The 12,287-nt window shown below is 75.6% G+C and carries 14 protein-coding genes; 12 read left to right on the top strand and 2 right to left on the bottom strand.

Annotated elements, in window-relative coordinates; genetic code table 11:
• Positions 1 to 136 precede the first annotated feature (136 nt).
• The 8 genes from GCE86_RS13475 to GCE86_RS13440 are packed head-to-tail and all read left to right on the top strand — an operon-like array spanning position 137 to position 7,854.
• Positions 137 to 499 (top strand): TcmI family type II polyketide cyclase, encoded by a 363-nt coding sequence (locus tag GCE86_RS13475; protein ID WP_154227283.1) that lies wholly within the window; start codon positions 137 to 139, stop codon positions 497 to 499.
• On the top strand, positions 496 to 2,235 hold the full coding sequence (locus GCE86_RS13470) for an acetyl-CoA carboxylase carboxyltransferase subunit alpha (protein ID WP_154227282.1): 1,740 nt from the start codon (positions 496 to 498) through the stop codon (positions 2,233 to 2,235). The genes GCE86_RS13475 and GCE86_RS13470 overlap by 4 nt, the downstream gene beginning before the upstream one ends.
• Positions 2,232 to 2,720 (top strand): acetyl-CoA carboxylase biotin carboxyl carrier protein, encoded by a 489-nt coding sequence (accB, locus tag GCE86_RS13465; RefSeq protein WP_154227281.1) that lies wholly within the window; start codon positions 2,232 to 2,234, stop codon positions 2,718 to 2,720. Before GCE86_RS13470 ends, accB begins: the two co-directional genes overlap by 4 nt.
• Positions 2,720 to 4,231, top strand: a complete 1,512-nt coding sequence (locus GCE86_RS13460) for an acetyl-CoA carboxylase biotin carboxylase subunit (protein WP_154227280.1) — start codon at positions 2,720 to 2,722, stop codon at positions 4,229 to 4,231. Before accB ends, GCE86_RS13460 begins: the two co-directional genes overlap by 1 nt.
• On the top strand, positions 4,228 to 4,935 hold the full coding sequence (locus GCE86_RS13455) for an SRPBCC family protein (protein ID WP_154227279.1): 708 nt from the start codon (positions 4,228 to 4,230) through the stop codon (positions 4,933 to 4,935). Before GCE86_RS13460 ends, GCE86_RS13455 begins: the two co-directional genes overlap by 4 nt.
• Entirely contained in the window at positions 4,932 to 5,342 is a 411-nt protein-coding gene (locus GCE86_RS13450) for a cupin domain-containing protein (protein ID WP_154227278.1), read from the top strand. Before GCE86_RS13455 ends, GCE86_RS13450 begins: the two co-directional genes overlap by 4 nt.
• Positions 5,339 to 6,607 (top strand): beta-ketoacyl-[acyl-carrier-protein] synthase family protein, encoded by a 1,269-nt coding sequence (locus tag GCE86_RS13445; protein WP_154227277.1) that lies wholly within the window; start codon positions 5,339 to 5,341, stop codon positions 6,605 to 6,607. Before GCE86_RS13450 ends, GCE86_RS13445 begins: the two co-directional genes overlap by 4 nt.
• Positions 6,604 to 7,854 (top strand): beta-ketoacyl synthase N-terminal-like domain-containing protein, encoded by a 1,251-nt coding sequence (locus GCE86_RS13440; RefSeq protein ID WP_154227276.1) that lies wholly within the window; start codon positions 6,604 to 6,606, stop codon positions 7,852 to 7,854. Before GCE86_RS13445 ends, GCE86_RS13440 begins: the two co-directional genes overlap by 4 nt.
• Positions 7,855 to 7,866: 12 nt before the next feature.
• On the opposite strand, the gene GCE86_RS13435 is transcribed toward GCE86_RS13440, so the two are convergent.
• A complete protein-coding gene (locus tag GCE86_RS13435) occupies positions 7,867 to 8,304 on the bottom strand; it encodes a GNAT family N-acetyltransferase (protein ID WP_154227275.1) in 438 nt (145 codons plus the stop codon).
• Positions 8,305 to 8,578: 274 nt separating this feature from the next.
• Between GCE86_RS13435 and GCE86_RS13430 the strand changes: the two genes are divergently transcribed.
• Entirely contained in the window at positions 8,579 to 9,961 is a 1,383-nt protein-coding gene (locus GCE86_RS13430) for a class I adenylate-forming enzyme family protein (protein ID WP_154227274.1), read from the top strand.
• On the opposite strand, the gene GCE86_RS13425 is transcribed toward GCE86_RS13430, so the two are convergent.
• Positions 9,892 to 10,575: a 4'-phosphopantetheinyl transferase family protein gene (locus GCE86_RS13425; protein WP_154227273.1), complete on the bottom strand. Its 684-nt coding sequence runs from the start codon at positions 10,573 to 10,575 to the stop codon at positions 9,892 to 9,894. The two genes, GCE86_RS13430 and GCE86_RS13425, sit on opposite strands and share 70 nt — an antisense overlap.
• A 17-nt stretch (positions 10,576 to 10,592) precedes the next feature.
• On the opposite strand from GCE86_RS13425, the gene GCE86_RS13420 reads away from it, so the two are divergent.
• From GCE86_RS13420 to GCE86_RS13410, 3 genes are read left to right on the top strand one after another with little or no spacing between them, the layout of a single operon-like run.
• Entirely contained in the window at positions 10,593 to 10,856 is a 264-nt protein-coding gene (locus GCE86_RS13420; protein WP_154227272.1) for an acyl carrier protein, read from the top strand.
• Positions 10,856 to 11,101: an acyl carrier protein gene (locus GCE86_RS13415; protein WP_154227271.1), complete on the top strand. Its 246-nt coding sequence runs from the start codon at positions 10,856 to 10,858 to the stop codon at positions 11,099 to 11,101. Before GCE86_RS13420 ends, GCE86_RS13415 begins: the two co-directional genes overlap by 1 nt.
• Complete coding sequence (locus tag GCE86_RS13410; RefSeq protein WP_154227270.1) at positions 11,094 to 12,284, top strand: beta-ketoacyl-[acyl-carrier-protein] synthase family protein; 1,191 nt, start codon at positions 11,094 to 11,096, stop codon at positions 12,282 to 12,284. Before GCE86_RS13415 ends, GCE86_RS13410 begins: the two co-directional genes overlap by 8 nt.
• The last annotated feature ends 3 nt before the right edge of the window (positions 12,285 to 12,287 follow it).

Genomic DNA, 12,287 nt, shown 5'->3' with positions numbered 1-12,287 from the left:
CGTCAACGCAGCGTCACCGACTTCCCCTGCCGATGGTGTCCGGTTGACGCCGCGTTGACGGTGCCGGCGGCACCGTGTCGCCAGTCGTGCGGCGAGTCCGGTCGCCACGCACCGGGACGCCCAGGGGAGGCCGCGGATGAACCGTTCGCTCATCGTCGCCAAGGTGGTGCCGACCGCTGAGGATCAGGTCGCCGAGATCTTCGCCGCGTCCGACGCGACCGAGCTGCCGGGCCTGGTCGGCGTCCGGCACCGCTCCCTCTACCGGCTGCACGACCTCTACGTCCATCTCCTGGAGACGGAGGCGCCGGCCGAGGGTGCGGTCGAGGAGGCGCGTGGCCATCCCGAGTTCGTCCGGGTCAGCGAGCGGCTGCGCCCGTACATCTCGCCGTACCTGCCGACCTGGCGCTCGCCGCGCGACGCCATGGCCCACTGCTTCTACCGGTACGACGCCCCCGGGCGGCAGTCCCACCGTCACGACGCCCCCGGGCGGCGGCCGTGACCACCACCGCCCCCCAGGACGAACAGCTCTGGTCCCGCTGCGACGGCTGCGCCTCGCTGCTCTACCGCAAGCGGCTGCGCCGCAACCTCGACGTCTGCCCCGAGTGCGGGTCGCATGCCCGGCTCGACGCACCGGACCGGGTGGCGCAACTGGTCGACCCGGACTCGTTCACCCCGCTGCCGGACCGCGCGGTACGGGTCGACCCCATCGGGTTCGTGGATGCGCTGCCCTACCCGCACCGGCTCGGCGCGGCCCGTGCCGGCTCCGGCCTCGACGAGGCCGTGCTCTGCGGGACCGCCCGCATCGGCGGCCACCCCGTCGCCCTGGCGGTGATGGACTTCCGCTTCCTCGGCGGCAGCCTCGGCTGCGCGGTCGGCGAGCTGATCACCCGCACCGCCGAGCGCGCGCTGGCCGACGCCACGCCGCTGGTGCTGGTCACCGCCTCCGGCGGGGCGCGGATGCAGGAGGGCGCGCTGTCGCTCATGCAGATGGCCACGGTCAGCCAGGCCGTCGCCGGGCTGCGCGAGGCGGGGCTGCTCACCGTCAGCGTGGTCACCGACCCGACGTACGGCGGGGTGGCCGCCTCCTTCGCCACCAACACCGACGTGGTGCTCGCCGAGAGCGGTGCTCGGCTGGGCTTCGCCGGCCCCCGGGTGATCCGCCAGGTCACCGGCGCCATGCTGCCGGAGGGCTTCCAGACCGCCGAGTTCCTGCTCCGGCACGGCCAGGTCGACCTCGTGGTGCCCCGGCACGCCCTGCGCGGCCGGTTGACGGCGCTGCTCGCCGCCGCCGAGGCCGGCCGGCGGGTGCCCGTACCCCGGCAGGAGCCGGCGCCGCGGCCGGCCGCCGCGGCCGGCGCGCCCCCCGCCGCGACCGGCCCGGCGCGGGACGCCTGGGAGACGGTACGCACGGCGCGGCACCCCGGCCGGCCCACCACGCTGGACTACCTGGAGACCGCCTTCGACGGCTTCGTGGAACTGCACGGCGACCGGCTCGGCGCGGACTGCCCGGCGGTCGTCGGCGGGCTGGCTCGGCTGGCCGGCCGGCCGGTCATGGTGATCGGCCACCAGAAGGGCCACACGACGGCGGAACTGGTGGCACGCAACTTCGGCATGGCCAGCCCGGCCGGGCACCGCAAGGCGCTGCGGCTCATGCGGCTCGCGGCCCGGCTCCGCCTGCCGGTGGTGACCCTTGTGGACACCCCGGGCGCCGACCCGGGCGTGGACGCCGAGCAGCAGGGCCAGGCCGCCGCCATCGCGGAGAACATCCTGGCGCTGAGCGTGCTGCCCACGCCGGTCGTCGCGGTGGTCACCGGCGAGGGCGGCAGCGGCGGCGCGCTCGCCTTCGCGGTCGCCGACCGGGTGCTCATGCTGGAGCACGCCGTCTACTCGGTGATCAGCCCGGAGGGCTGCGCCGCGATCCTCTGGCCGGACAGCTCGGCCGCCCCGCAGGCCGCCCGGGCGCTGCGGCTCACCGCCGCCGACCTGTGCCGGCTCGGAGTGGTCGACGAGGTGGTGCCCGAGCCGCGGCCCGCCGCGCACGGCGACCCCGCCGGCGCGGCCGAGCTGCTCGGCCGGGCCGTCGCGGCGAACCTCGCCCCGCTCCTGGCCCTGCCCCCGGCCACCCTCGTCCGCCGCCGCCGGCAGCGGTTCCGCCGCTTCGGCGCGGCCCGCTCGGCCGCCGTGGACCCGGCGGCGGAGGTCAACGGCCGCACCGGGACGGAGGTCATGCCGTGAGCGCCGAAGACGGGCCCGAGGAGGTGCTGGATGGGCTGAGCCGGCACGCCCGCAAGCTGGTCGCCGAGCTGGCCGGCCCGGTGCGCCGGGTCCGGCTGCGCAGCGGCGAGACCGTGCTGGAGGTGGAGTGGCACCACCCGGCCCGCCCCGCCCACCCGGCCCCCGTGCCGCGGGCCGAGGCGGATCCGGTCGCCGCGCCGCAGGTCCAGCCGACGGCGCCCGGGACGGACCGGCCGGCGGTGCGAGCGCCCGTGGTGGGCACCTTCTACCGGTCGCCCGAGCCCGGCGCCGCGCCGTTCGTTGCCGTCGGCGACGTGGTCCGGCCCGGCCAGGTGGTCGGGATCGTCGAGGCCATGAAGCTGATGAACGAGGTGACCGCCGGCCAGGCCGGACGGGTGGCCGAGGTGCTCGTGGAGGACGGCAAGCCCGTCGAGTACGACCAGCCGCTCATCGCCCTGGAACCGCTCACCGGACGGGACGTGTGATGTTCGAGAAGGTGCTGATCGCCAACCGGGGCGAGATCGCGCTGCGCGTGCTGCGTGCCTGCCGGGAACTCGGCGTGCGGACGGTGGTCGTGCACTCCAGCGCCGACGCCGACTCGTTGCCGGTGCGGCTGGCCGACGAGACCGTCCGCATCGGACCGGCGTCCAGCCGGCAGAGCTACCTGAACGCCGCCGCCATCGTCGAGGCGGCCCGGCAGACCGGCGCGCAGGCTGTGCACCCCGGCTACGGCTTCCTCTCCGAGGACGCCGACTTCGCCGAGATCTGCGCGCAGAACGGGCTCACCTTCGTGGGCCCGCCGCCGCAGGTGATGGCCGCCCTCGCCGACAAGTCGACCGCGCGGGCGCTGATGAGCCGGGCCGGCCTGCCGCTGCCGCCGGGCAGCGTACGGACCCTGCCGACCGCCGCCGACGCGCTCGACGTGGCCGCCGAGGTCGGCTACCCGGTGATCGTCAAGGCGGCCGCCGGCGGCGGCGGGCGCGGGATGACGGTGGTCCGCTCGGCCGCCGAACTGCCCCGGGCGTACGCGCGCACCCGCGCCGCCGCCCAGGTCGCCTTCGGCGACGACCGGGTCTACGTCGAGCGGTACCTCGCCGAGGCACGGCACGTCGAGGTGCAGGTGCTCTGCGACGGCCACGGCAACGGCATCCACCTGGGCACCCGGGACTGCTCGGTCCAGCGCCGCCACCAGAAGCTCATCGAGGAGGCGCCCGCCCCGGCGCTGCGGCCGGCCACCCTGGACACCCTCGCGGAGATCGCCCTGCGCGGCGCCCTCTCGGTCGGCTTCACCGGCGCCGGCACCGTCGAGTTCCTGGTCGACGAGGCCGAGCGCTGCCACTTCTTGGAGATCAACTGCCGGATCCAGGTGGAGCACCCGGTGACCGAGCTGGTGACCGGCATCGACCTGGTCCACGAGCAGCTGCACGTGGCCGCCGGCACCGCGCTGCGCTGGCGGCAGGAGGACGTCCGGCTGCGCGGGGTGGCGGTCGAGTGCCGGGTCAACGTGGAGGACCCGGACCGTGACTTCGCGCCCGCCCCGGGCCGGCTGGACCGCTTCCGGCCGCCCGGCGGCCCGTTCACCCGGGTCGACACCCACGGCCACGTCGGCTACCTGGTCAGCCCGCACTACGACTCGCTGCTGGCCAAGGTGGCGGTGTGGGCGCCGGACCGCGACGGCGCCCTTGAACGGCTCGACCGGGCGCTCGACGAGTTCGAGGTGGCCGGGCCCGGGGTGCGCACCACCATCCCGTTCGCCCGGCGGGTCCTGCGCGACGCCGCCTTCCGCGCCGGACGGCACACCACCGGCCTGGTCGACCGCCTGCTGCATCCGCCCGCCGCCGACATCGTCGCCGCGCCACCGCCCAACCGCGCCGGCGCAACCCCGGACCGCGCCGGACCGGCCGTGCCCGACATCCGAGCCGACGCCGACCCGGCCGGCCGTACCCCCGTCACCGCCGTGCCCGCCGCCGGCCCGAACGCCTGGAGGAACCCATGACCGTCGCCCCCGACCGCCCGCTCGCCAACGAGATCACCGACATCCTGGTGACTCACTGCGGCCTGGACCCCGACGCGGCCGCCCGCACGCCGGCCGCCAGCCTCGAGGAGCTGGGCATGGACTCGCTGGCGCTGCTCGAGCTCTCCGCCGTGGTGGCCGACCGGTGGCAGGTGAAGATCCCCGAGCAGGCCGGGCAGCTCAGCATCGCCGGCGTCGCCGACCTGGTGGCCCGGAAGGCCGACCCGCCCGGGCACACCGAGAACGCCGTCGACATCGCCGCGCCGCTGCCGCTGGTCTGGGAGATCACCAACGACGTGGCCCGGTGGACCGAGCTGTTCACCGAGTACGCGGTGGCCGAGATCCTGCACTCCGACGGCGACACGGTCCGGTTCCGGCTCACCATGCACCCGGACGAGAACGGCACGTCGTGGAGCTGGGTCAGCGAACGCACCGCCGACCCGGCCACCCGGGAGGTGCGCGCCCGGCGGGTGGAGACCGGCCCCTTCGAGTACATGCGCATCTACTGGCGCTACGACGAGATCCCCGGCGGCACCCGGATGACGTGGGTGCAGGACTTCGCCATGAAGCCCACGGCGCCGGTCGACAACGCCGGCATGACCGAGCGGATCAACACCAACAGCAAGGTCCAGCTCGCCGTCATCAAGGAGAAGATCGAGCGGGCGCACGCGGGAGGCGCACGATGACCGACACCACCACGGCCCGGGTCTCCGTCCACGACGTCACCGCCGACCGGCGGCGCGGCGGCGAGCTGCGGGTGCTGCTCGGCCCGAAGACCGTCGGCAGCACCTCCGGCTTCCTGGGGGTGGCCACCCTCGCGCCGGGGGAGCGGATCGCCGAGCACTACCACCCCTACAGCGAGGAGTTCCTCTACGTCGCCCGCGGCGTCATCACGGTCGACCTGGACGACCGGCCGGTGCCGCTCGCCGCCGGGGAGGCGCTGTTCGTGGCCAAGGACGTGCGGCACCGGCTGCGCAACACCGGCGACGAGCCCGCCGAGGTGGTCTTCCACCTCGGACCACTGGCACCTCGCCCGGAACTCGGCCACGTCGACACCGAGAGCGCGGCACCACCGCCACGGGAGCCGTCGTGACCGGCCGGCGCACCGTGGTCACCGGCGTCGGCGTCGTCGCCCCCGGCGGCGCCACCCGGGACCGGTTCTGGAAGACCATCACCGAGGGGCGCACCGCCACCCGGCGGATCAGCTTCTTCGACCCGTCGCCGTTCCGCTCGCAGATCGCCGCCGAGTGCGACTTCGACCCGGACGCCGCCGGCATCACCCTCGCCGAGCGGCAGCGCGCCGACCGGTACGTGCAGTTCGCCCTCGCCTGCTCCGCCGAGGCGCTCGCCGACAGCGGCCTGACCCTCTCCGACGCCGAGCGGGAACGGACCGGCGTGGTGCTCGGTACCGCGGTCGGCGGCACCATGGCGCTGGAGAAGGAGTACGTCCGGGTCAGCGACTCCGGCCGGCACTGGCTGGTCGACCACACCCTCGGCGGGCCGTACCTGTACCAGGCGCTGATCCCGAGCAGCCTGGCCGCCGACGTGGCGGTCCGGCACGGGCTGCACGGCCCCGCCCAGGTGATCTCCACCGGCTGCACCTCCGGCATCGACGCCATCGGGTACGCCCACCAGCTCGTCGCCGACGGCGAGGCGGACATCGTGCTGGCCGGCGCCGCCGACTCGCCGATCTCCCCGGTCACCGTCGCCTCCTTCGACGCCATCGGTGCGACCAGCCCGGACAACGACGACCCGGAGCACGCCTCGCGGCCGTTCGACGCGGACCGGCACGGCTTCGTGCTGGCCGAGGGCGCCGCCGTGCTGGTGCTGGAGGAGGCCGAGCACGCCCGCCGGCGGGGCGCGCACGTCTACTGCGAGGTGGCCGGCTACGCCAGTCGCAGCAACGGGTTCCATATGACCGGGCTGCGTCCCGACGGCGCGGAGATGGCCGTGGCCATCAGCGACGCGCTGCGCCAGGCCCGGCTCGCACCGTCGGCCGTGTCGTACGTGAGCGCGCACGGCTCGGGCACCCGGCAGAACGACCGGCACGAGACCGCCGCGTTCAAGCGGGCGCTGGGCGCCACGGCGTACCGGGTGCCGGTCAGCTCGATCAAGTCGATGGTCGGGCACTCGCTCGGCGCCATCGGCTCCATCGAGATGGCCGCGTGCGCGCTGGCCATCGAGTACGGCGTGGTCCCGCCCACCGCCAACTGGACCACCCGGGACCCGGAGTGCGATCTGGACTACGTGCCCAACGAGGCCCGGGAGGTGCCGGTGGACGTGGCGCTGTCGGTGGGCAGCGGCTTCGGCGGCTTCCAGTCCGCGATGATCTTCCGCCGCCTGGCGGTGCACCCGTGACCGCCCGGGCCGTGGTGACCGGGATCGGGGTGGTCGCACCGACCGGCGTCGGCGCCGACGCGCACTGGAACGCCGTGCTCGCCGGCACCCGGCGCACCGGGCCGATCACCCTGTTCGACCCGGCCGGCTACCCGACGCGGGTGGGCGGGGAGGTGCCCGACTTCGACCCGGCCGGGTTCGCCGACACGCGGCAGCGGGTGCAGACCGACCGGTGGACGCACCTCGGCTTCGCCGCCACCCGCCTGGCCCTCGCGGACGCCGGCCTGCCCGAGGAGGCGCCCGACCCGTACCAGTGGGCGGTCACCCTGGCCAGCTCGTCGGGCGGGAACCTGTTCGGGCAGCGGGAACTGCAACGGCTCTGGGGCGGGCCGACCCGGACCGTCGGTGCGTACCAGTCGATCGCCTGGTTCTATGCGGCCAGCGTGGGCCAGCTGTCCATCCGGCACCAGCTCAAGGGGCCGTGCGGGGTGACCGTCTCCGAGTCGGCCGGCGGGCTGGACAGCCTCGCCCACGCGGTGCGGACCATCCGGCGCGGCACCCCGCTCGTGGTGGCCGGGGCGACCGAGTGCCCGCTCAGCCCGTACGCGCTGGCCTGCCAGCTCCGCTCGGGCCTGCTCAGCGACGTGGCCGACCCGGAGCGGGCGTACCGGCCGTTCGACGCGGGCGCCACCGGCTACGTGCCGGCCGAGGGCGGCGCCGTCTTCGTGGTGGAGGAGCTGGGGCACGCGCTGGCCCGGGGCGCCCGGATCTACGGGGAGATCACCGGCTGGGCGGCCACCCACGACGCGGCGCCGACCGACGCCGAGGCCGGCCCGGACCCGATCCACTACGCCCGGGCGCTGCGCCTGGCCCTGGACCGGGCCGCGGTCCGCCCGCACGACGTGGACGTCATCTGGCCCGACGCGCTCGGCGTGCCGGCGTACGACCGGGCCGAGGCGGCGGCCCTGCGCACCGTCTTCGGCGCGACGACCCCGCCGGTGACCACCCAGAAACCGCTCACCGGCCGGGCCCACCAGGGCGGTTCCGCGCTGGACGCGGCCACCGCCCTGCTCGCCTTCCACCACGCGCTGCTGCCCGCCTCGGCCGGGCCGGAGGATCCGGCGCCCGGCTGCGAACTGACCTTCCTGCGCCGGCCACGCCCGCCGCGCAGCCGCATCGCCCTGGTCGGCGCGCGGGGGTTCGACGGCTTCAACAGCGCGGTGGTCCTCCGCGGCGCCGCGCCCCCGCCGCCGATGGACGAGAGGTGACGGGGCGCCGCGTCAGGACGGTCGAGCCAGGTACGCCGTCTTGACGTCGCCCGAGAACCCGCAGGCCCGGTAGAAGGCGTGGGTCGCGGGCCGGCGCGAGCCGGTCATCAGCATCGCCTTGTAACAGCCCGCGTCCCACGCGGCCTGGAGCGTGCCGGCCATGATCTGCTTGCCCAGTCCGGTGCCGCGCCGCGACTCCTCGACGATGACGTTCTCGATGACGGCGTAGGGCGACGCCGATCGGCTGATGTTGGGGATCACGTTGAGGTACGTGCTGGCGACGACGACCCCGTCCAGTTCGAGGACGAACAGGTGCAGCGCCGGATTGCTCAGGATCTGCGCGAAGGCCCGCTCGTCGGATCCGTCGGTCAACCGCGGATCATCGGGCTGCAATTGCCGGTAGAGGCGGATGATCTGCGCGAAGTCGTCGGGCCGGGCCGCACGGAACATGCCCCGAGCGTAGCGACGCGCCGGACCGCGGCGCGCCCCGCCCGAGGACAGCGCGGGGCGGCCGGCGGGGTACCGAGCCGGCGTGGCATCGATCCTGCCTGTCCGATCGATCCTGAGCAATCCGCCCAGCCGCCCTCATTGATCTAGCCATTTGCATGTAGCAATGGATCCGACGGCTGTCGTACTGTTCCGTCAGCACCCCGGAGAACGCACCTGATGGGCGGATTTCGCCCACTTCGAGGCTGGGCGGTGGGCGGTCGTGACAGCACATCCTATGGCGGAAGATCCGGTGTCGACGGACGCGAGTTGGGTGGACGACACTCTGTTCACCGGGCGTCCCACCGACATCTGTCTCCGTCTGCCCGAGCCGGTCGACAAGGCCACCCTGCACCGCCTCGTCGGCGCGGCGCAGGCCCGGCTGACCGAGGCCGGCCTGCGCCCCGGCGGCGCCGCCGCGCTGCGGCTGCCCCCGTCGCTGGCGTACGTCGTGAACCTGCTGGCCACCTGGCGCACCGGCGCCCAGGCGATCCTGCTCGACCACCGGCTCACCGACCACGAGGTCGACAAGGCCCTGCGCCGCCTCGTCCCGCAGGTGGTGGTGGCCCCCGTGCGGACCGGCGGCGGCGCCCTGCGGATCTTCGTGGACGTCACCGAGGGCGTGACCGCCTACTCGGACCGCCCCGCCGGCAGCCCGCACGCGGTCATCCAGCTCAGTTCCGGCTCGACCGGGCCGTCCAAGGTGATCGGCCGCACCGCGGCGGACCTGGTCGGCGAGGTGCACCGCTACACGAGGATCGACGGAGTGGCGCTGCCCGGCGAGCGGATCGTCCTGCTGCCCTCGATGGTGCACGTGCTCGGCCTGGTCGGCGGCCTGCTCTACGGGCTGCACGCCGGCGTCGAGCTGTGCCCGCCGGAGCGGCTGAGCGGCGACGCGATCCTCGCCGCCGTGGCCGCCCAGGACAGCCCGGCCACCGTGCTCGGCGTGCCGTTCCACATCGGCCTGCTGGCCTCCACCGTCCCGTCCGGCCCGCTCCCGCAGCTCAAGCGCATGACCACCGGCGGCGAGCTGGTCCCGGCCGCCGTCGCCCGCGCCTTCACCGACCGCTACGGCGTCCCCCTGGGCAACATGTACGGGATGACCGAGGTCGGCGTCATCGGCACCGACCTGTACGGCGCACACCGCCCCGCCATCGCCCCCGCCCCCGGTATCCGGGTCCGGGAGTCGGGCGGCGAGCTGTGGGTGAGCTGCCCGGCCAACCCGTACGTCGGGCTGGCCGACCCGACCCGCTGGGCCGACGGCTGGCTGCACACCCGCGACGCCGGCACGGTCGACCCGGGCACCGGCCTGGTCACCGTCAAGGGGCGGCTCGACTCGCAGGTGTCGGTGGGCGGCCTGAAGGTCGACCTCACCGAGGTGGAGGCGACCGTCGCCGAGCTGCCCGGGGTGACGGCCGCCGTGGTGGTCTGGGACGACGGCATCACCGCGTACGTGCAGACCGACGGCTCGCTCGCCGAGGACACCCTGGACAAGCTGCTCGCCGAGCGCCTGGCCGGCTACAAACGGCCCCGGACCCTGCACCTGCTCGCTCAGTTGCCCCGCACGACCACCGGCAAGCTGGTCCGCGCCACCTCGGCGCTGCGGGACGCCGCGTCATGACCGGCCCCCTGTTCGAGGGCGACCTCGACGGGCCCGGCCGCCCCGGCGACCGCGACGGCGAGCACCAGGCCCGGCCCGCCGGCCGGATGGCCGACCCGCACGCCGGCACAGCCGGGCACCGGGCGCAGCAGCTCGCCGCCGCCGTCCGGCACCGGCATCCGGCGCCGCAGCCCCCCGTCGCGCAGCCCCACCCCGAGCGCCTTGCCGACCGCCTCCTTGGCCGTCCACAGGCGCAGGAAGTCCAGGTCCCGGCCGGCCTCGGCCCGGGCGGCCAGCCACGCCGCCTCGTCCGGGTCGTACCAGCGCCGGGCCAGGGACACGGCGGGCAGCGGCCGGCGCCGCTCCACGTCGACCCCGACCGGCCCGCCCGCCCGGGCGGCCACCACGACCACCCCACCGGCGTGGCTGACGCCGACCGGCAGCGTCCGCCCGCCGGCGTACACCTCCGGGCGCCCGCCGGGCGCCCGTCCCACCCCGATCTCCGCCTCGGGCCGGCCGAGCAACGCGCCACCCGCGCGCCTGAGCAGCCGCCGCGCCAGCACCCGCTGGTCGCCGTCGGCACGGCCGGTCCACACGTACACGGTGTCCCGACCGGGCACCGGTAGCTGGTTCACGGAAAGAGGTTAACGCCATGCGAGACGAGGTCCGCGCCTTCGTCATCGAGCAGCTCGCCGACATGAACTACGACGTCGAGGACATCGACGACGACACCACCCTCGGCCCCTCCGGCGTCGACCTCGAGTCGCTGGCCCTGGCCGACCTCGCGGTCCGGGTCGAGGACCGGTACGGCCTCACGTTCCCCGACGACGAGTCGGAGAAGCTGGCGCTCATGACGGTCGGCGAGTTCACCACGATGGTCGCCGACCGGGTGATCGCGAACAGCGACAACTCCTGATGACCGGTCAGCCCGACCTGGGGCGAGCTGACCTGGTGAGCATGCTCGCCGAGCTGACCGCGAAACCCGTCGACCAGGTGCCCGACCGGATCGGCTCGATGGAGCTGGCCTGGCTCGTGCACCTCGTCGAGCAACGCTACGGCCGCCGGCTGGAGCTGACCGACGACCAGCTCGCCGGCATCCGCACCGTCGACGACGCCCTCGCGGTGTTCCAGTCCTCGCTGACCGTCCCCGCAGATGGCTGAGCGGGAGCACCTGAGGATCACCGGCGTCCACGCGCTCAGCGCCCTCGGCAGGGGCGCCGACGCGCTGCTCGCCGGGGTGCTCGCCGGCACCCCGGCGTTCGCGCCGGTGCGCCGCTTCGACACCGCCGGCCGCCGGGTCACCGTGGCGGCCACGCTGCCGGAGGTCGGCGCCCTCGCCGACGAGCTGACCGACGCGGTCGACCGCGCGTGCCGGGCCGCCGGCCTGGACGGCCCGCACCGGGCCGGCGCGGCGCTGTTCCTGGCCACCCACGGCGGCCCGCACTCGCTGCCGGCGCCGGCCACGCCGCCCGGAGACCCACCCGGGCCGCCGAGCGGCCGGGACGCCGAGCCGCCAGGCGGCCGGGACGCCGGGCCGGAGGTGCCGGCGCTGGCCGGTCACCTGGCCCGCCGCTGCGGCCTGGGTGGAGGCACCCGCGTCTACACCACCGCCTGCGTGTCGGCGAGCACCGCGGTCGCCGACGCCGCGACCCTGGTCGGCCGGGGCGACCTGGACCGGGTCGTGGTCGCGGCCGGCTACCTGGTCGAGCCGGACCAGTACGCCCTCTTCGACGCCGGCCGGGCGTTCGCCGCCGACGGGGCGGTCCGCCCGTTCAGCGCCGGCCGCCAGGGTCTGCTGCTCGGTGACGGGGTGGCGGCGGTCGTGCTGGAGTCGGCGCACGCGGCCGGCGCGCGGGGCGCCCCCACGGTGGCCACCGTCGCCGGCTGGGGGCGGGCGGGCGACGCGTACCACCCCTGCCAGCCGGACCCGCTGGGGCATGGCCTGGCCCGGGCGGCCGAGGCGGCGCTGCGCCGGGCCGGGCTCCCGGCCGGGGCGGTGGGCTACGTCAACGCCAACGCCACCGGCACCCCCTACAGCGACGCCTCCGAGGCGGCGGCGCTGGGCCGGGTGTTCGGCGCGGCGGCCGGGCGGATCCCGGTCAGCTCCACGAAGGCGGTGCACGGGCACGCGCTGGAGGCGTCCGGCCTGCTGGAACTGGTGGTCACGGCACTCGCGCTGGGGCACGGCAAGCTGCCGGTCAACGCCGGCTGGCTCGGCCCCGACGAGAACTGCCCGCTGGACGTCATCACGGACGCCCCCCGCCCCGCACCGACGCCGTACGCCCTGACGTTGAACGCCGCGTTCGGCGGCGCCAACACGGCCCTCCTGGTGAGTGCGCCGTGACCG

Origin of the sequence: Micromonospora terminaliae, from assembly GCF_009671205.1 — a bacterium.
In the GTDB taxonomy this organism is placed as follows: Bacteria; Actinomycetota; Actinomycetes; order Mycobacteriales; family Micromonosporaceae; genus Micromonospora; species Micromonospora terminaliae.
Note: the sequence above shows the minus strand (reverse complement) of the source record. Positions and strands in the feature narration are given on the sequence as shown.

What these genes read in the sequence shown, in the direction of transcription:
- GCE86_RS13460 (WP_154227280.1), top strand. Translation starts at nt 2,720, where the DNA reads ATGTTCGAGAAGGTGCTGATCGCCAACCGGGGCGAGATCGCGCTGCGC.
- GCE86_RS13475 (WP_154227283.1), top strand. Translation starts at nt 137, where the DNA reads ATGAACCGTTCGCTCATCGTCGCCAAGGTGGTGCCGACCGCTGAGGAT.
- GCE86_RS13430 (WP_154227274.1), top strand. Translation starts at nt 8,579, where the DNA reads ATGGCGGAAGATCCGGTGTCGACGGACGCGAGTTGGGTGGACGACACT.
- GCE86_RS13455 (WP_154227279.1), top strand. Translation starts at nt 4,228, where the DNA reads ATGACCGTCGCCCCCGACCGCCCGCTCGCCAACGAGATCACCGACATC.
- GCE86_RS13415 (WP_154227271.1), top strand. Translation starts at nt 10,856, where the DNA reads ATGACCGGTCAGCCCGACCTGGGGCGAGCTGACCTGGTGAGCATGCTC.
- GCE86_RS13450 (WP_154227278.1), top strand. Translation starts at nt 4,932, where the DNA reads ATGACCGACACCACCACGGCCCGGGTCTCCGTCCACGACGTCACCGCC.
- GCE86_RS13435 (WP_154227275.1), bottom strand. Translation starts at nt 8,304, where the DNA reads ATGTTCCGTGCGGCCCGGCCCGACGACTTCGCGCAGATCATCCGCCTC.
- GCE86_RS13410 (WP_154227270.1), top strand. Translation starts at nt 11,094, where the DNA reads ATGGCTGAGCGGGAGCACCTGAGGATCACCGGCGTCCACGCGCTCAGC.
- GCE86_RS13420 (WP_154227272.1), top strand. Translation starts at nt 10,593, where the DNA reads ATGCGAGACGAGGTCCGCGCCTTCGTCATCGAGCAGCTCGCCGACATG.